At 70.3% G+C, this 16,677-nt stretch carries 16 protein-coding genes; 7 read left to right on the top strand and 9 right to left on the bottom strand.

Features of this window, described 5'->3' with window-relative positions; translation table 11 throughout:
• Window positions 1-10 precede the first annotated feature (10 nt).
• The 4 genes from IRY44_RS06095 to IRY44_RS06080 all read right to left on the bottom strand — a co-directional run bounded on the left by IRY44_RS06095 (window position 11) and on the right by IRY44_RS06080 (window position 1,695).
• On the bottom strand, window positions 11-838 hold the full coding sequence (locus IRY44_RS06095; protein WP_194799497.1) for an SAM-dependent methyltransferase: 828 nt from the start codon (window positions 836-838) through the stop codon (window positions 11-13).
• A 140-nt stretch (window positions 839-978) separates the two neighbouring features.
• Window positions 979-1,233 carry a hypothetical protein gene (locus tag IRY44_RS06090; RefSeq protein WP_194799496.1) on the bottom strand — a complete coding sequence of 85 codons (255 nt, stop codon included), beginning with the start codon at window positions 1,231-1,233 and terminating at the stop codon, window positions 979-981.
• Window positions 1,226-1,468: a DivIVA domain-containing protein gene (locus IRY44_RS06085; RefSeq protein ID WP_194799495.1), complete on the bottom strand. Its 243-nt coding sequence runs from the start codon at window positions 1,466-1,468 to the stop codon at window positions 1,226-1,228. The genes IRY44_RS06090 and IRY44_RS06085 overlap by 8 nt, the downstream gene beginning before the upstream one ends.
• Entirely contained in the window at window positions 1,465-1,695 is a 231-nt protein-coding gene (locus tag IRY44_RS06080; RefSeq protein WP_194799494.1) for a hypothetical protein, read from the bottom strand. Before IRY44_RS06080 ends, IRY44_RS06085 begins: the two co-directional genes overlap by 4 nt.
• 311 nt (window positions 1,696-2,006) lie before the next feature.
• Between IRY44_RS06080 and IRY44_RS06075 the strand changes: the two genes are divergently transcribed.
• The 3 genes from IRY44_RS06075 (at window position 2,007) to IRY44_RS06065 (ending at window position 7,541) form a co-directional block, all read left to right on the top strand.
• Window positions 2,007-3,425, top strand: a complete 1,419-nt coding sequence (locus tag IRY44_RS06075) for a helix-turn-helix domain-containing protein (RefSeq protein WP_194799493.1) — start codon at window positions 2,007-2,009, stop codon at window positions 3,423-3,425.
• Window positions 3,422-4,321 (top strand): phosphotransferase family protein, encoded by a 900-nt coding sequence (locus IRY44_RS06070; protein WP_194799492.1) that lies wholly within the window; start codon window positions 3,422-3,424, stop codon window positions 4,319-4,321. The genes IRY44_RS06075 and IRY44_RS06070 overlap by 4 nt, the downstream gene beginning before the upstream one ends.
• A 145-nt stretch (window positions 4,322-4,466) precedes the next feature.
• Window positions 4,467-7,541: a DEAD/DEAH box helicase gene (locus tag IRY44_RS06065; RefSeq protein WP_194799491.1), complete on the top strand. Its 3,075-nt coding sequence runs from the start codon at window positions 4,467-4,469 to the stop codon at window positions 7,539-7,541.
• A 28-nt stretch (window positions 7,542-7,569) separates the two neighbouring features.
• Here the strand turns inward: IRY44_RS06065 and IRY44_RS06060 are convergent, their stop codons facing one another.
• Window positions 7,570-8,037 carry a hypothetical protein gene (locus tag IRY44_RS06060; protein ID WP_194799490.1) on the bottom strand — a complete coding sequence of 156 codons (468 nt, stop codon included), beginning with the start codon at window positions 8,035-8,037 and terminating at the stop codon, window positions 7,570-7,572.
• Window positions 8,034-8,588, bottom strand: coding sequence for a DUF1772 domain-containing protein (locus IRY44_RS06055; protein ID WP_281600460.1), 555 nt, complete (start codon window positions 8,586-8,588; stop codon window positions 8,034-8,036). The genes IRY44_RS06060 and IRY44_RS06055 overlap by 4 nt, the downstream gene beginning before the upstream one ends.
• Before the next feature lie 170 nt (window positions 8,589-8,758).
• Here IRY44_RS06055 and IRY44_RS06050 point away from each other — a divergent pair, with 170 nt between their 5' ends.
• Together IRY44_RS06050 and IRY44_RS06045 are read left to right on the top strand one after the other, a co-directional pair.
• Window positions 8,759-9,928, top strand: coding sequence for a sensor histidine kinase (locus tag IRY44_RS06050; protein ID WP_194799489.1), 1,170 nt, complete (start codon window positions 8,759-8,761; stop codon window positions 9,926-9,928).
• Window positions 9,925-10,587 (top strand): response regulator transcription factor, encoded by a 663-nt coding sequence (locus tag IRY44_RS06045; RefSeq protein WP_194799488.1) that lies wholly within the window; start codon window positions 9,925-9,927, stop codon window positions 10,585-10,587. The genes IRY44_RS06050 and IRY44_RS06045 overlap by 4 nt, the downstream gene beginning before the upstream one ends.
• 22 nt (window positions 10,588-10,609) lie before the next feature.
• Here the strand turns inward: IRY44_RS06045 and IRY44_RS06040 are convergent, their stop codons facing one another.
• A complete protein-coding gene (locus IRY44_RS06040) occupies window positions 10,610-12,769 on the bottom strand; it encodes an MMPL family transporter (RefSeq protein WP_194799487.1) in 2,160 nt (719 codons plus the stop codon).
• A gap of 112 nt (window positions 12,770-12,881) precedes the next feature.
• Between IRY44_RS06040 and IRY44_RS06035 the strand changes: the two genes are divergently transcribed.
• Complete coding sequence (locus IRY44_RS06035) at window positions 12,882-13,814, top strand: hypothetical protein (protein ID WP_194799486.1); 933 nt, start codon at window positions 12,882-12,884, stop codon at window positions 13,812-13,814.
• Here IRY44_RS06035 and IRY44_RS06030 read toward each other — a convergent pair.
• Both IRY44_RS06030 and IRY44_RS06025 read right to left on the bottom strand, forming a co-directional pair.
• Window positions 13,792-14,043: a hypothetical protein gene (locus tag IRY44_RS06030; protein WP_194799485.1), complete on the bottom strand. Its 252-nt coding sequence runs from the start codon at window positions 14,041-14,043 to the stop codon at window positions 13,792-13,794. The two genes, IRY44_RS06035 and IRY44_RS06030, sit on opposite strands and share 23 nt — an antisense overlap.
• A gap of 12 nt (window positions 14,044-14,055) precedes the next feature.
• Window positions 14,056-15,909 (bottom strand): hypothetical protein, encoded by a 1,854-nt coding sequence (locus IRY44_RS06025; protein ID WP_194799484.1) that lies wholly within the window; start codon window positions 15,907-15,909, stop codon window positions 14,056-14,058.
• A gap of 383 nt (window positions 15,910-16,292) precedes the next feature.
• Here IRY44_RS06025 and IRY44_RS06020 point away from each other — a divergent pair, with 383 nt between their 5' ends.
• Window positions 16,293-16,658 carry a VOC family protein gene (locus tag IRY44_RS06020; RefSeq protein ID WP_194799483.1) on the top strand — a complete coding sequence of 122 codons (366 nt, stop codon included), beginning with the start codon at window positions 16,293-16,295 and terminating at the stop codon, window positions 16,656-16,658.
• The last annotated feature ends 19 nt before the right edge of the window (window positions 16,659-16,677 follow it).

Below are 16,677 nucleotides of genomic sequence, written 5' to 3'. Positions count from 1 at the left end.
TTCGCACCGCCTACGGCTTGCGGGCGAGCAGTCCGACGAAGGTGTGGTACGTGTCGGTCTGCTGCTGGGCGGGCGCGTCCGGGTCCGGACGCCACTCGGCCAGCGGCACCAGGCCCGGCTCCAGCACCGTCAGCCCGTCGGCGAAGGCGAGGATCTCCTCGTCGGTACGCCAGCGGCCGGTGCCGAGCGACTCGTTGAACACCCGCTCGACCTCGCGGGCCTTGCGGGAGCCTTCCGGATCCCGCTCGCCCGGGTCACGGAAGTGCGAGATCGCGACGTAGCTGCCCGACGGCAGCGCGTCGACCAGCGCCGCAGCCACCGATCGCGGGTCCTCGTCGTCGCCGATGTGGTGCAGGATCGCGAACAGCAGCAGCCCGATCGGGCGGTCGAAGTCGAGGAACCGGCGGACGTCCGGGTCGTTGAGGATCTCCTCCGGTTCCCGGATGTCGGCCTGGATCACCGTCGCGGTGCCCTCCGCGGCGAGCAGCGCCCGCCCGTGCGCCAGGACGATCGGGTCGTTGTCCACGTACACGACGCGGGCGGCCGGGTTGTGCTCGATCGCGACCTCGTGCACGTTGCCCTGGGTGGGCAGCCCCGAGCCGATGTCGAGGAACTGGTCGATGCCCGCCTCGGTCACCAGGTAGCGGATCACCCGGCGGAGGAACGCCCGGTTCGCCTGACCGGCGGCCGGCCCGTCCGGCGTGATCCGCAGGGCGTGCTCGGCGACCTTCCGGTCGACCTCGAAATTGTCCTTGCCGCCCAGGAAGTAGTCGTAGACCCGGGCCACGCTGGGAATGGTGACGTCGATTCCGGGCGGTGCGGCCTTGTCGCGGGTCACTGGCGTCTCCAGACTCCGTGGGCGGTTCCGGGCGTTTTCGGGGAGTGTAGCGACCGTACAGGGTGGATGGTCGCCCCGTTTGGGACCGCTCCCAGCGGACCGGCCCGTCACCAGGGCGTTCATCGACCGACACGCCGACGTCAGCGCAGCTCCGCCGCCCCGCATGACCCGTCGTGGCCGTCCCGCAGTCCGCAGCGCCCACCGCCGGGCAGCCGCACGTCACACCAGACCCGGTACCGCAGGTGCTGCGCGTCCTCCTCGCTGAGCGTCGTCTCACCGAAGTCGACGACATCCAGGTGCCCGAGCGACCGGGCGAGCGCGGCGGCCAGCTCGACGGCGGCGTCCCGGCTGGTCAGCGTGGTCGACAGGTGGACGATCCAGCGCGGCTCAGTCATCGTGGCCGCGCCGCCGGCAGCCGTTGTGGCGGGACTGCCACTGCCGCAGCGCCTGGCGGACCCGCTCCGACTCGGTGCGCGCCGTGGTCAGCTCCCGGTGCAGGCGGTCCATCTCGTCGGCGACCCGGCACAGGTAGTCGTGCACCTGCGCCGGGTCCAGGCCACGCCAGCGGGTGTCGAAGACGGCGCTGCGCACCTGATACGCCTGCACCCGCTCGCCGGTCACGTGGATCACGACGCCACCGTCCCGGCCACCACTGCCTCGTCGGGCAACCCGGCCGCGGCGAGCGTCGCCCTCCCCCACCGGGCCAGCCGGCAGGGGTACGGAACGCGCTCGCTGCGGCACAGCGGTCCCTGCGGCCAATGCTCGGGCACGTGTACGCGCACGGCCAGCGCGGCGACGAGCAGGTCCTCGTCGGTGACCGGGGTGAGGACGGGAAAGTCGGCGAGTACGGCGGACATCGGCAGGCGCCTCCGGGTCGGGTCTCGTGGAGTGGCGCCGGGGCGGGCGGGGACGGCGGGAGCCGCGATCGGGGGACGCGGTGCCACCGGAGCCCGGCACCCGCCCCGGGCCATGCGCCGACCCTCAGTCCTACTCGGCAGAAGGCGCATGCCCTGATGGTCGTCGCCGCAATGCATGTACCGCATACCCTCGGTCACCATTCCGAGACATGCCGCGATATGCACAGCGCGTATACCGGCCCGCTCCGGACCGGGTGGAATGGCTAGGCTCGACTTCGGACACAGGTTCTCCGCGAACGGCGAGGTTGCCGGTGACACCTGCGAACTGCCCCCGCTGCGGCGGGCGCCTGGCGCGTGACAACGACACGGGACGCTGCGCGCCCTGCCAGGCCGCCGAACGCGACCGCCTCAGCACGCCACCCGCCGTACCCGATTCGTTCTGGGCCCATGAACCGGTACGTACGGCGCTGGCCCGGCGTCATCTCGGCCAGGTGATCCGGGCGTACCGCCACCACCCGTACCACGGGCGGAGCCCGCTGCCGCAGAGCGTCGTCGCGGGATGGCTGGGGATCACTCAGGCGCAGTTGAGCCGAATCGAGAACGGCCCCGCCCTGGTGCATCTCGATCGGCTGACGCACTGGGCGACAGTGCTCCGCATCCCGCCGGGGTCTCTCTGGTTCGCAGTCGGCGCTATGGCCGACGAGGTCCGCACAACACCAGACCTGGGCCGGCGAAGCCTCCTGGCCGGCATCGCCGCGGTGTCGGCAGGAGCCGGGCTGGTCGGGGTCGGGGAGCAGCCTCGGCCCCGCCGTATCGGCAGTGCGGACGTCTCTCGGCTGAACGCGGTCCTGGAGCTCTACCGGTCGGTCGACTACGAATGCGGTGGCGGCCTGCTCTATCGGGAGGTCGCGCGGTTCGCGGAGTCGGTGTACAGAATGCTCGACTGGTCGCACGGCCCCGGGCTGACACCCCGCTTGGTCGCGGCGGTCGCGGCGGCGCGTCAGCTGGCCGGCTGGACCGCGCTGGACGCCGGCCGGCACACGGACGCTCAGCGGCATTTCGCCGCCGGCGAGCGGGCCGCAATGTCCGCTGACGATGCCCCGCTGGCGGCCCTGATCCGCTACTCGCAGGCCAAGCAGCTACAGCACCTTCGGCACAACCAGGATGCTCTGGCCGCGCTGAGGCTGGCCCACTCAGAGCTGGGATCACGGGCGACCCCGGCGGTGACGGCGCTGCTCTGGGGCGCGGAGGCCGCTTCGACAGCCGCACTCGGCGACCACCGAAGCGCGCTGACCCTCCTCGGTCGCGCGAGTGATCAGTTCGAGCGGGTGGATCCCGAGCGTGAACCGACTTGGATGGCCTTCTACGACCGTGGCGAGCTGCTCGCCCAGTACGGCCGCGTGTACCGCGACATGGCCCGGCAGGCCGGAACGCACGCCGCACAGGCGGTGCGGAGCGTCGAAGAGGCGATCGTCGCCTTCGGCCCGGCGAACGTCCGCAGCATGGTCCTGAACGAAGTCGGATTGTGCAGCGCGCTCTTCCTCACCGATGAGCCCGAGCGGGCGGTCGCTGTCGGCACGCGCGCGGTGGAGCAGTCGTGTGCGCTGAGTTCCAGCCGAGTGGTTGATCGAGTAATCAACCTGCGCCGTGATCTCGGACGACACCGCCACCTTCCCGTCGTCGCCGAATTCGAACGGACGCTCACCGCACGAGCTGCGGCCACGGCATGAGCGGACGGTTCTCGGAAGAAGCGATGAGCCGCGCCATGCGGGAGATCGCCGGCGGCCTCGACGTGCCGGCCGACGACGCCCAACTCCTGCGGCTGACCAACAACGCCGTGTTCGCGTTGCCGGCATCCGGGCTTGTCATCCGCATCGCGCGAACGCATCGGCTCCGGGATCGGGTGACAAAGGTCGTTCACCTCGCGCGATGGTTCGCCGAGCTGGACGCGCCCACGATCCGGCTGGCGCCTGGCGTGAAGCAGCCAGTGGCGGTCGGTGACTTGGCTGCCTCGGTCTGGACTTACGTGCCACCCGCCGCGCCTACTCCGACGGTCGACGACCTCGGGGTGGCGCTGCGGCGGTTCCATGCGCTCGGCCCCCCGCCCTTCCCGCTAGCCGCCTGGGATCCGATCGGGGATGCGCGTCGACGCCTGGCGGATGCCGACGGCTTGAGCGCAGAGGACCACGACTACCTGATGACGTGGTGCAACCGCTTGGAGCCGCAGGTCACCGACCTCAACCAGCGCGTGGAGCAGTCGCTCATCCACGGGGACGCGCACGTCGGCAACCTACTCCGGGATGCATCCGGCGGCATCCTGCTCTGCGACTTCGACGCCACTTGTCTAGGGCCTTGGCAGGTGGACCTGGCAGCGGTCGCTGCGGGCGAGGCCCGCTTCGGGAAGACCGGGGCGCATCGGGCGCTCGCCGAGGCGTACGGGTACGACGTGATGTCCGACCGCGACTGGCCGCTTCTTCGAGAAGCCCGCGAACTCAAAATGATCGCTGCTGCCACGCCGCTGCTCGCGAGTTCCGCGAGCGTAGCGGCCGAATTTGCCAAACGATTGCAGTCAGTCACCCAAGGCGACAACGGCTTACGGTGGAAGCCATTCGCCGATCTCGTCTGAGCCTCTCGGCAAGCGACTGCCGCCCGACGGGCAACGCGTCTACCTTCATCTCTAGGTGTCGATGATCCGACAGGCCATAGGACAAAGCTCCTGACACCTATCGCACCGGCTTCCGCCCGGCGTTCATCGCGGCTAGCTTGCCACCGTGGGGGATCTTGAACGGGGCATCTACGAACACCTGATCACCGAGAAGCTGGCGACGCAGCTCAGGCATGTCGATAGCGCCCTCGTCCGGGACGCGAAGCTGGATGCCGCCGACGCGCATGATGTCCTGGCCCGGCACATCGCGGGCCTCGCGCGCCGGGCGCTCCTCGGCGTGGGCGGCGGGCAGAACAAGCTGGCCCGGCAGGTCGACCTGGCGAACCGCATCGCCGCGCACATCGCTCAGGCCGAGCCCCGCGCCGTCACCGCCGACGACCAGGTGGCGGACGCCCAACGTCTGCTGCACGCCATCGCCGCACCGCCCACTCCGCCGGCCGCACCGGTCTTCCCGATCCGCCCCGCGACGCCGCTTTCCACCGGCGCGCTCCTGGTCAACGGCCGGCACCAGCCGCGCATCGGCCATGAGGTCAGCCACGAGATGGCGTCGGCGGACGAGGTGGACCTGCTCTGCGCCTTCATCAAGTGGCACGGTCTGCGCATCATCGAGCCCGCGATCACCGAGCTGGTCGCCCGAGGCGGTCGGGTACGGGTCATCACGACCACGTACATGGGCGCCACCGATCAGCGGGCGCTCGATCGGCTCGCCGAGCTGGGCGCCGAGATCAAGGTGTCCTACGAGACGCGGACCACCCGGCTGCACGCCAAGGCGTGGCTGTTCCGGCGGAACAACGGCACCACCACCGCGTACGTCGGTTCGTCGAACCTCTCCAAGGCCGCGCTCGTCGACGGCGTGGAGTGGAACGTGCGCATCTCGAATCTGGAGCAGCCGCACGTCATCGACACGTTCGAGGCGACGTTCGCGGACTACTGGAACGACTCGGCGTTCGAGACCTACGACCCGGCAACCGATGCCGAGCGGCTACGTGTCGCACTGCGCGGGGAACGTGCCGACGACGTCCCGGCCGAGATCGCGAACCTGGACGTGCGGCCGTTCCCATACCAGCAGGAGGTTCTTGACGACCTCAACGCCGAGCGTCTGGTGCACGGTCGCTGGCGCAACCTGGTGGTGATGGCGACCGGCACCGGCAAGACAGTAGTGGCGGCGCTCGACTACCGCCGGCTCCGGCGAGCCGGCCACGTCGCCTCGCTGCTCTTCGTCGCCCATCAGGAGCAGATCCTGCGGCAGAGCCGGTCAGTGTTCCGCCAGGTCATGGGCGACGGCACGTTTGGCGAGACGCTCGTCAGCGGCGATCGGCCGCAGGAGTGGCAGCACGTCTTCGCGTCAATCCAGTCGCTACGCCAGCGGAAGATCGATCCCGAGGCGTTTGACATGGTGATCGTCGACGAGTTCCACCACGCCGAGGCGGCCACGTACACGGCGTTGCTGGAGCGGCTTCGGCCGCGCGTACTCCTGGGCCTGACCGCGACCCCTGAGCGGAGCGACGGCCGCGACGTGCGCCGGTGGTTCGACGGCCGCGCGTCGGTGGAGTTGCACCTGTGGGAAGCCCTCGAACGGCAGTTGCTGGCACCGTTCCAGTACTTCGGGCTGCACGACGACGTGGACCTGACGCGGGTGCGGTGGAAGCGCGGGCAGGGGTACGACAAGGGCGAGCTGGACGGCGTCTACACCGGCAACGACGCTCGGGCGCGGCTCATCCTGCACGCGGTCCGGCGAATCGCTGACGTCGGGCGGATGCGCGCGCTCGGCTTCTGCGTCAGCATCGGGCACGCGGAGTTCATGGCCGACTGGTTCACCCGGCACGGCGTGCCGTCCGCGGCCATCACGTCGACTGTTGACCGGCCGGATCGCCACGTGCTGATCGACCGCTTCCGCAAGCGCGAGCTGAAGGTGCTCTTCACTGTCGACCTGTTCAACGAGGGCGTCGACCTGCCGATGGTCGACACCATCCTCATGCTGCGCCCCACTGAGAGCGCGACGATCTTTCTGCAGCAACTGGGCCGAGGTCTGCGGCTGGACGACGACAAGCCGTGCCTGACGGTGCTCGACTTCATCGGCGGCCAGCACGCGAACTTCCGGTTCGACATGCGCTGGCGTGCCCTCGCCGGGGTCAGCCGGCGCGCGGTCGAAGCCGCAGTCCGGGACGACTTCCCCTCGCTAGCAAGCGGCTGCCACATCGAGCTGGACCGGGTGGCGAAAGAGATCGTGCTCGCCAACCTCAAGTCGGCGCTGCCGACGTCGAAGAACTCGCTGGTGGCCGAACTGCGGCAGCTCGGTGACGTGAGCCTGTCCGACTTCCTGCGCGAGACCGGCCTGGAAATCGAGGACGTGTATCGGTCGGCGAGCATCGGCGGCTGGGCCGGGCTGCGGCGTCTCGCCGGTCTCGACCCGGCCGAAGGCGGCCCGGACGACCGTGACCTGAGCCGGGCCATCGGCCGGATGCTTCACATCGATGATGTCGATCGGCTGGACCTGATCGCTCAGCTCGCCGCAGGCCAGCGCCCGGCCGCCGGGCGGCTGCTCGACATGCTGCACTTCAGCCTGTGGGGGCCGTCGGTGCCGCTGACCGAACGCGACGCCCGGCTCAAGCGGCTGTGGGCGGAGCCGGCGCGCTGCGCCGAGCTGCGGCAGGTAGTTGACGTGCTGCGTGACCGCATCCACCGGGTCACCGAGTCACCTGCCCCGGGCCGGGTGCCGCTGCGAGTGCACGCCCGCTACAGCCGCAATGAGGCGTGCGCGGCTTTCGGTATGACCAACCCGGGCTCGCTGCGCGAGGGCGTGAAGTGGCTGCCCGACGAGCGCGCGGATCTGTTCTTCGTCACGCTCGTCAAGTCCGAGGAGCACTACTCGCCCACCACCATGTACGCCGACCGCGCTATCACGGACAAGCTGTTCCAGTGGGAGTCGCAGAGCACAACGTCGTCGGGCTCGGCCACCGGCCAGCGGTACGTCAACCACGTCGCGCAGGGCTCGACGGTGCACCTGTTCGTCCGCGAGACCAAGATTGCCGACCGTGACCTGGGCGCACCGCCGTACCTGTACGCGGGTCCGATGACGTACCGGGAGCACAGCGGCGACCGGCCCATGCGGATCCTCTGGGAACTGCGGCAGCCGCTTCCCGCCGACATGTACGCCGCCGCGCGGGCGATAGCCGCCTGAGCTAGGAGGCTTCCGTCCGCTTGCCAAGTCAGGCGAGCGGACGCGAGGCGTCGGCCTGCTCACGACGTCGGGCTGGCAGCACCCGGGACGACAGCACTGCCACCCCACCCGCGATCACTCCGACCATCGTGCCGGTGACCAGGCTCGACATCACCGCCGCGCCTCGCAACAACGCCTCCCGCGCCTCCGGCTCCAGCCCGGCCAGCCCGGGCGCGTCCATCCCCAGCGACGAGTCCCAGAACACCTGGTGGCCGACCGCCAGAAACGCCCCGTACAGCGCCCCGATCACCACCGTCGTCAGGAACGGGCGCGGCGGCCGCCGCCACAGCACTGCGGCCACCCAGCACAGCGGCGGTCCGAGCGCCAGCAGCGCGGCCACGACGGTGCCTTCCGGCACCACACCCAGGTCGTGCAGCGCCACGCGCGGGGCGGCCGGCGCGGCCAGCGCGACGAGCGCCGGCCAGGAGAACCCGAGGGTACGGCGACCCGCGCTCATCGGGTCACCCCCGCCGGCCCGGAATCCGGTGCGGATGCGGGTGCCGACTGCGGAACGGACGCGGTCGAGCGCACGAACCTCAGCAACGCGACGAACGCCAGCACTGCCGTCACCGCGCCTCCGGCGAAACGTACCCAGTGACCGGCGACGAACTCGGCGGCGACCTGGCGCAGGTACTCGGCCGAGTGCGTCCCGGGCAGGTCGACGAACATGATCTCGTTGCGCGGCCAGAAGAAGACAGCGGAGAACAGGAACTCGCAGACGACGAAGACGGCCGTGGCGCCGGCGACCCACCAGCGCAGCCGACGGTCGCGCCAGGTGAGCAGCGTGGCGGCGACGCTGCTGAGGATCACCGACGCGCCGAGCGGCGGGAAGTAGTCGTGCGGGCCACCGTGGACGAGGAATTCACGGGCCCGGTCGAGCGAGGCGGGCGCGTCGTTGAAGATGTTCGGGTAGAGCATGACGGTCTCGGCGGCGACCCCACCGAACGACATCATCGACGCCCATACCATGACAATAAGGGCGAACCAGGTCAGTCTTGCGCGTACCACGAGGGCTCTCCTCACGTTTCGGGGACGCCATCGACGCTAGGTCGGCCGCCCCCGACCGTCGTCCGCGTGGCCGCGCGACCGGATGTCGCTTCTCGGCGTACGCCTCGGGGTCGACCCTGACGCCTGCGGACGACAGCGGTGAGGGTCCGCGCGGACCTAGGCTCGAAGGCGTGCCCGACACCTCGCCCACCCGCGCCGACGTGCTGCTCGCGGCGGCCACGCTCGGCCTGGTCGCGGTGGCCGTGGCGGCCGACCAGCAGTCGCCCGGCGGCGCGGCGCTCGCGGTCGTGGTCGGCGGGGCGCTCGGCGGGCTGGTGCTGTGCGCCAGGCGGTGGCCGCTGCCGGCGCTGGTCGCCACGGCGGTCGTGATCCTCGGGTACTACGCGCTGGACCTGCCGCCGGTCGGGGTGGCCGCCCCGGCCGCCGCCGTCCTCTACCGGGCGTCCGAGCGCGGGCGTGTCGTCCCGGCCGCCGTGGTCGCCGGGAGCCTGCTGGCCGTGTCGGTGGTCGCCCGGCTGGCCGAGGGCGACGACATCGCGGTGGTCGTCGGTACGGAACTCGGCTCCGAGGCGGCGTTGCTGCTCGCCGTCATCGCCCTCGGTGACGCGGTACGCAACCGCAGGTCGCTGCGGGCGGCCCTGGTCCGGCAGGCGGTCGCCGCAGACGAGGAGCGCCATCGGGAGGCGGCCCGTCAGGTCGAGGCGGAGCGACTGCGCATCGCCCGGGAGGTGCACGACACGCTCGGGCACACCATCTCGGTGATCACGTTGCAGTCCGCAGTCGCCCGGGAGGCGCTCGCCGACAGCGATCCGGCGCAGGCGGAGGACGCGCTGGCGGCGATCCGGTCGGTGAGCGGCAGCGCGATGGCGGAGTTGCGGGCCACGCTCGGCACGCTGCGCCGCGAACCCGGGCCACGGGAACCGGTCCCCGGCTTCGATCAGCTCGCGGCGCTCGTGGACGGCGTACGCCGGGGTGGGCTGGCGGTCGACCTGCGGATCGAGGGTTCGGTGGACACGCTGCCGGCGGTGGTGGGCAGCACCGTCTACCGGGTCGTGCAGGAGGCGCTGACGAACGTCCTGCGCCACGCCGAGGCCACCCGGGTCACCGTGACCGTCCGCGCCACGCCCGGCCGGCTCACGCTGGAGGTGGTGGACGACGGTCGCGGCGGCCCGCCCGCCGGGGACGGGACGGGCCAGGGCCTGCGCGGCATGGCCGAGCGGATAGCCCTGCTCGGCGGCACCGTCGAAACCGGCACGATCGAAACGGGCAGCGCCGAACCCGGCACGAGCGGCGGCTTCCGGGTGTCGGTCCACCTGCCACTGACGGGAGTCGCCGCGTGAGCCCGATCCGCGTCGTTCTCGTCGACGACCAGCACCTGGTCCGCACCGGCCTGCGCGCCCTGCTCGACCGGGCGCCGGACATCGAGGTGGTGGGCGAGGCGGGCGACGGCGGCAGCGGCCTGGCGGTGGTACGGGAGCAGCGGCCCGACATCGTGCTGATGGACGTCCGGATGCCCGGCGGCGACGGGCTGGAGGCGACCCGGCGGATCCTGACCGACCCGACGCTCGACGGTGTGCAGGTCGTCATGCTCACCACGTTCGACGACGACGAGTACCTGTTCGAGGCGATCCGCGCCGGGGCGGCCGGTTTCCTGCTCAAGGACACCCCGCCCGACGCCCTGCGGGACGCAGTCCGGACGGTGGCCGGTGGCGACGCGCTGCTCTCCCCCGCGGTGACCCGGCGGGTGCTCGCCGCGGCGGCCCGCTCACCGGTGGCCGACCCGGCGCGACTGGCCGGATTGACCGCACGGGAACGGGACGTGCTCGCGCAGGTGGGCGCCGGACGATCGAACACGGAGATCGGGCAGGCGTTGTTCCTGAGCCCTGATACCGCCCGCACCTACGTGAGCCGGCTGCTCCAGAAGCTGAACGCCCGCGACCGGGCGCAGCTCGTCGTGATCGCGTACGAGAGCGGGCTGGTCCGCCCCGGCGAGGGCTGAGCCGCGCCGGGGCGGGTCACAGTCAGGTCGACGCCGCGTCCGCCGGCTCGGGTGCCGCGTGCCGGCCGCCGCCGTTGCGGCGTTCGTCGCCGTGTCCCGGCCACCATGCCTTGTGGCCGATCAGCCCGGTCAGCGCCGGTACGAAGAACATCGACATGACGAACGCGGACAGCACGATCCCGATCGCCACCGCGAAGCCCATCTGCTGGAGGAACGAGATCGGCGCGAGCATCAGCACCCCGAACGTGCCGGCCAGGATCAGCCCGGCCGCGGCGACTGTCGGGCCGGCGTGTTCCACCCCGATCGCGGCGGCCTGGTGCGGTTCGTGGCCCTCGCGCGCCTCCTCGCGGAGCCGGGCGATCATCAGGATGTTGTAGTCGGTGCCGATCGCCACCACGAACAGATAGAGGATGATCGGCAGCTGGAACGTCACGCCCGGGTTGCCCTGGAGCCCCTGGAACACGTAGACGGTGGCGCCGAGCGTGGCGGCGAAGTTGAGCAGCACCGCGATCACCAGGTAGACCGGCGCGACGAGGCTGCGCAGCAGCAGCGCCAGGATGATCGCGATCAGGAGTGCGGCGACCGGCAGGATCACCGACAGGTCCCTGTTGTTCGCCGAGTTGATGTCCGCGAAGATCGCCGTGGTGCCGCCGACGAGCGCCCTGGTGCCCGGCGGCGCCGCCTCGTGCACCGCCTTTCGCAGGTCGTCGCGCACGAGCGTGATCGCCTCGTTCGACATCGGGTTCTCGTTCAGCAGCAGGCTGATCCGGACGACGCTCGGGTCGGTGGCGCTGCGCTCCGGCGGCTGCGCCTGCCCGACGCCCGGTGCCCGTGCCGACGCGGCGGCGAAGTCGTTCACCTGCTGCTCGGTGAGCGGGGTGCCGTCGCCGGTGGTCAGGTAGACCTCGGTGGGCGCGAGCGCCCCGGCGGCGAAGCCGCGCTGGAGGTCCTGGGCCGCCCGCGCCGACTCGGTGTCCTGCGGGAAGCCGGCCCCGAAGTCGTAGTCGGCCTTGTAGCCGAGCACCCCGGCGGCGAGCGCCACGAGCAGTGCGCCGGAGGCCGCTGCCACGATCGCCGGGCGGCGTCCGACCACCGCGCCGAGCCGCCGGGACAGGGTCGCCTTGGGCGGGCGCTGCCACGCCTTCGACGGCCAGAACACCCACCGGCCGAGCAGCGACACGAGTGCCGGGATCAGGGTCAGCGAGGTGACGAGCATGACGCCGACGGCGATGGCGAGCGCCGGGCCGAGCGACCCGAAGAAGCCGAGCGAGGCGAGCAGCAGCACCAGGAACGCCACGATGACCGCACCGGCGGCGGAGGTGATGACCTCGCCGACCCGCTGTACCGAGACGACCATCGCGGTGCGCTTGTCGTCCCCGGCGCGCAGCCGCTCGCGGTAGCGGAACAGCAGGAACAGGATGTAGTCGGTGCCGATGCCGAACAGCACGATCAGCAGGATGGTCTGCAGGTCCTGGCTGACGTTGAGGTCGAACGCCTTGCCGGCGGCCGCGACCAGCCCGGTGGTGACGGACATGACGACGCTGATGACCACCACCGGCAGCAGCGCGGCGATCGGGCTGCGGAAGATGATCAGGATCAGTCCGATGATGAGGACGATGGTGGCGACACCGACGACCGCGAACGCCTCGTTGAACGTGTCCTCGTTGTCGACGAAGCTCGCCACGTCGCCGGCCACCCCGGCGGTCAGGCCGCTGCCGGACAGGTCCGGCCCGAGGGCGGCGCGCAGGTCGCGTACCGCGTCGAGCAGGCGCGGGTCGTCGGGGCTGTCGGCGTCGAGACCGACGGTGACCACCTGCACCGACTTGTCCGGCGCGACGGCCTGCGGGCCGGTCAGGTAGCCGGAGGTCTGCGGGATGTTCCGGGCCTTGAGCGCGGTGGCGAGCTGCCCCACGCGCGCCTCGTCGGCCGGGGTGAGCGGCTTGCCGTCGCTGCGCTTGACCACGACTGTGGCGGTGGCGGTGGCGGCCTGCGGGAACGACTTCGCGGCCAGCTCGGTGGCCTGCACCGACTCGTAGGAACGCGGCAGGAAGCTCTCCTGGTCCGCGGAGGTGATGTCGCTCAGCGAAGGACTGGCAGCGATGATCGCGATCGCGGCGACGACCCAGCCGCCGATCACCCACCATGCCTTGCCCACGACGAATCTGCCCAGGCGCTCGAACATCGTTTCCCCCGTGTGTTCGGCTGTGTCGCACGCGATCCTACGCTGCGTGAGCAATCCCTTTCGGACGGCTCGCGGACTTTCGTCGATGATCCGGGTGGTCGAGGATCGACGGATGAGCGCGAGGCTGCCCGGTCCCGGAGCGCTGACGGCCTGGTTGGTGGCGACGGTGCCGGCCCCACTGGTCGTCTACGAGTGGACCCACAGGTGGGAGGAGAAGCAGCCGCTCTCCACCGCACTGTGGTGGCCCGTGCTCGCGTCGCCGCTGCTCGCCGCCGTGCTCGCGGCCCGGCAACCCCGGCGCCCCGCCGCCGCCGTCGGCGTGTCCACGCTGGTCACGACGGCGCTTCTCGCGGTATCGCTCGCGTTCTTCCGGTGGGTCGTGCCGCTGACCGGCGAGGCCCGCTGGGGGCGGGCGCTGCTCGGCGGTGCGGCGCTCGCGGTGGCCGGTGCGCTCATCGGGTACGCCGCCGGCGGGCGCCTGCCCCACCGGGCCCGCCCGGCGTCGCGTCGCGGCTGTCTGGTCGGCGGGCTCGCCGTCGTGTTCGGCGCGCTGCTGGCGCAGTCCGCGGTACGGCTCGGCGCCGAGGACAGCACGACCGGTCACCCCCCGCACGAGTACGGCGGCGTGGGCCCTTACGTGACGTCGGCGAGCCGGTTCACGGCGCCGGCCGCCGGGGCGTACGGGATCTTCGCGCTGGGTTTCTCCCCGGCGAACGCCGACTGCCGCGTCACCGGCGACGGCTCGGAGGTGCGGGCGGCCGAGCCGGTCTCCGTCCCGCCGGGCGACTACGGCAGCGACGCCGCCGTCTATTCCTGGGTGGCGACAGTGCGGGTGCCGACACCCGGTTCGTGGACGCTCGACTGCCGCACGAGCGACCCGGAGGCGTCCTACGTGGTGGGCGACGTGCCGGAGATCCGAGGCGCAGTCGGCGAAATGATCCACTGGCCGGTGGGCGTGATCTGGCTGCTCGGCGCGGCGCCCGGCCTGCTGATCGTCGCGGACACCGCCAGGCGGCGACGAGCTACTTGCCGCCTTCCGAGGTGAGGCCCTGCCAACCGTCGGCGCCGGTCACCGTCGGATTCGGCAGCGAATAATGGCTGATACTGGCCGCGTCTGCCTCTCTGATCCGGTCCACCAGTGCGTAGACGATCGCATTGAGCGCAAGGTGCTGCGCTCGGGTGGTCACCACGGTCATGTCCACGATGTCACTGTCTGGCACTTCTGCCCGTCGCACGACAAGACGCCCGTCGCCCCACTCCTCGTTCTGCTCCAAGCCGCACCTCCGTCAATCCGTGCCGTTAGTTGAATGGCCAGGCTCAACGTGCTTGTTGGCCACCGCTCGCTCCTGTGCCTTCAGGTAATACCTCGTGGCTTGCTGGCGCTGCCGAATCAGGAAGGTCGCGACGACCAGCGCCAGGAAGGACAGCCCCAACCAGAGGACGTCGCTATGGATCGTGTGTGGAAGCCCGGCCAGACTCAGGGCAACCTCGGTCGGCAGGCGTTTCGCGGCGTCGAGCACGTACAGCAGCACGCCTGCGAACGAAAGTAACATCACCGACTGAAGGCCGAAGTACGCAATGAGCGAAGCGCGGCCGACCCGCTCCTGGTCGAGTCCTCGGCCCAAGGCGCCTGCGACAAACGCCGGCAGCGCCAGCACGAGCGCGGGCAGACCGACGGCAGCCGCTGCGTTGTCCAGACCAGCGCGGGACAACGTGAAGAAGAGAAGAACGATAGCGGTCAGCGTGGCGAGAGTCGCTGCGTTGCCTAGCGCGCCCGGCGGAATCTCTCGCAGGTAGACGATCGATTTGAAGTCCCAGGACACGCGCTCGCCAGGGGCGATGGACCTCAGGTCGCCCCAGCGCCCGTGTCGGCGGACGTACAGATGCGCCACGGGGCGGGCCTGCTCGTGGTGGAGCCGGACACACTGTTGAAACCCATTGATCTTGAAATGGCGTTGACGAAGTATGTCTCGCCCACCCAACACCTCGAGATGATGACTGAAGACATAGCAACCCGCCGGGGCAAGCAGTTCGAAATGGTAGCTGTCTGCTTGGAGCGCTCGCGTCATCGGTACGTCGAGCGTAAATGGCGCCAAGCCGAAACGAGCCCTCAGCTTCTCATACGGGCTGACATGCATCCTTTCGGGCGAATAGAGGGAGCTGTAGGTGACCAGGACGTTCATCGTCTCCGGAACCGGCACCTCGCCGACCACAACATAACTCTTGGCGAGCACCTTACAGATGTCGAGAATTTTGTCTCGCCAGACCGGGGAGATCTCCTCGCTGAGGCCAGTGATCTGCTTCAGCGCATCCTGAACCTCTTCCCATGCTGATTTGGGGGCATCCGTCGGTCTCGTCCCGCCGACTCCGACCGGAGCCGCAGCAGGCCGGCAGATCGCCACGATGACCCGGGCCATGATGTCGCGGTCAGATTTCCTGAGTGCGGGGGAGCTCAGATGTTGACCCGTCTCCTGCCGAGCCAGCAGAAAGAGGGACTCGATCGCGAGCGCGGTGAGGCCGCGAACTTCCCGTTGGGAAAGAACAGGGATGGTCTCCCCTTTCGCGTCCGTGGCACTCACCAGGTCGAACAGCAAACCCTTCCGCGCAGTCACCAGGGGGATCAGTACACCGGTCGCACCTCGTCCACCTCGTTCGCCGCCCTCCGCTGCCGTCGAACGGGGATCGGCGCCGACGTGCTCGGGCGAACCGGTTTCGTCGCTGTAGTTGGGTCGATGGGCCGGCTGCGGCAAGTCGATCCGATATTGCAGCGTCGTCCTGACACGGAGCATCCGCCCGCTCGGCTCGACCTCGTCGTGGACCCTCGCCAGCGAGCGTGGCGGATCGAGCAAGAGGTTGATGAAGCAGGCGATCGCATATGGGTCGTAGTTGCGGGCGACATAACTCGCGGCCTCCTGTATCTCCTCCCGGCTCGGCGATTCAGCGACGGGCGCACCGGGTGCCATTGCTTTGAGATTGGGAGTTTCCCGCAGCAGCGCCAGCGCTAGGCCGGCGCCCGCCGCCAGGAATCCGAAAATGATGTGCACAGCCAGGTTCGCCCACGGAAACTCCACCAGCGCGACGAAGAGAAACAGCAGGAGGAGCGCTGTCACCGCCAAGAAGGCGAGTCGCTTAGGCAGCATGCCGAATCCCTCGGATCGGCTGACCTCCGGAAGATCTGATGCCATAGGCCACGCTCCCCGGTTTTCGGCACCTGGAGGCCCTGACCGGCCACCGAGTGCAGTTCACCTCTGCGGTCTTATGCACTTCCGTACGTCCATAGTGCCAACCACTACATAAATGTCAACGGACGCTTCGGTCCGTCCTGCAGGCACAGCGGGAAGGCGCGCCCGTTTCAACCCGCCTGGTCGGGATTGACAAGGGACATTGGCTCCTTCACGCCCGCCCGCGCGCTGTCGCGTATGCGACAGCACATGAGCGGATGGATCTGCGGTTCCGGTGCCGGGGGGAAGTGTCGTAGAGAGCCCGTAGCCTGACGCGGTCATCGACGACCACGGGAGGCGACGTGCTCGACCACTTCTCCGTAGCAGTGCGCGACCTGGCGGCCAGCGGCGCCTTCTACGACACGGTGCTGGCCCCGCTGGGCGCGCGTCGGCTGATGGAGCCCGGCCCGATCGGCTACGGCGTCGAGGCGCCCGACTTCTGGGTGGAGCCCGCCCCGTCCGGCGCCACGCCGGTGCCGGTGCACATCGCGTTCACCGCGGCCGACCACGCGACGGTGCGGGCGTTCCACGACGCGGCGGTGGCAGCGGGCGCGGAGGTCCTGCACGCGCCGAAGGAGTGGCCGGAATACCACGCCGGCTACTACGGCGCGTTCGTCCGCGACCCGGACGGCAACAACGTCGAGGCGGTCTGCCACCGCCCGGAGTGAGTCCGTTGTGTCGGCGAGG

The organism is Micromonospora sp. ANENR4, from assembly GCF_015354395.1.
Taxonomy (GTDB): domain Bacteria; phylum Actinomycetota; class Actinomycetes; order Mycobacteriales; family Micromonosporaceae; genus Micromonospora; species Micromonospora aurantiaca.
Note: the sequence above shows the minus strand (reverse complement) of the source record. Positions and strands in the feature narration are given on the sequence as shown.

What these genes read in the sequence shown, in the direction of transcription:
- IRY44_RS06090 (WP_194799496.1), bottom strand. Translation starts at nt 1,233, where the DNA reads ATGACTGAGCCGCGCTGGATCGTCCACCTGTCGACCACGCTGACCAGC.
- IRY44_RS06025 (WP_194799484.1), bottom strand. Translation starts at nt 15,909, where the DNA reads ATGCTGCCTAAGCGACTCGCCTTCTTGGCGGTGACAGCGCTCCTCCTG.
- IRY44_RS06080 (WP_194799494.1), bottom strand. Translation starts at nt 1,695, where the DNA reads ATGTCCGCCGTACTCGCCGACTTTCCCGTCCTCACCCCGGTCACCGAC.
- IRY44_RS06040 (WP_194799487.1), bottom strand. Translation starts at nt 12,769, where the DNA reads ATGTTCGAGCGCCTGGGCAGATTCGTCGTGGGCAAGGCATGGTGGGTG.
- IRY44_RS06060 (WP_194799490.1), bottom strand. Translation starts at nt 8,037, where the DNA reads ATGAGCGCGGGTCGCCGTACCCTCGGGTTCTCCTGGCCGGCGCTCGTC.
- IRY44_RS06035 (WP_194799486.1), top strand. Translation starts at nt 12,882, where the DNA reads ATGAGCGCGAGGCTGCCCGGTCCCGGAGCGCTGACGGCCTGGTTGGTG.
- IRY44_RS06070 (WP_194799492.1), top strand. Translation starts at nt 3,422, where the DNA reads ATGAGCGGACGGTTCTCGGAAGAAGCGATGAGCCGCGCCATGCGGGAG.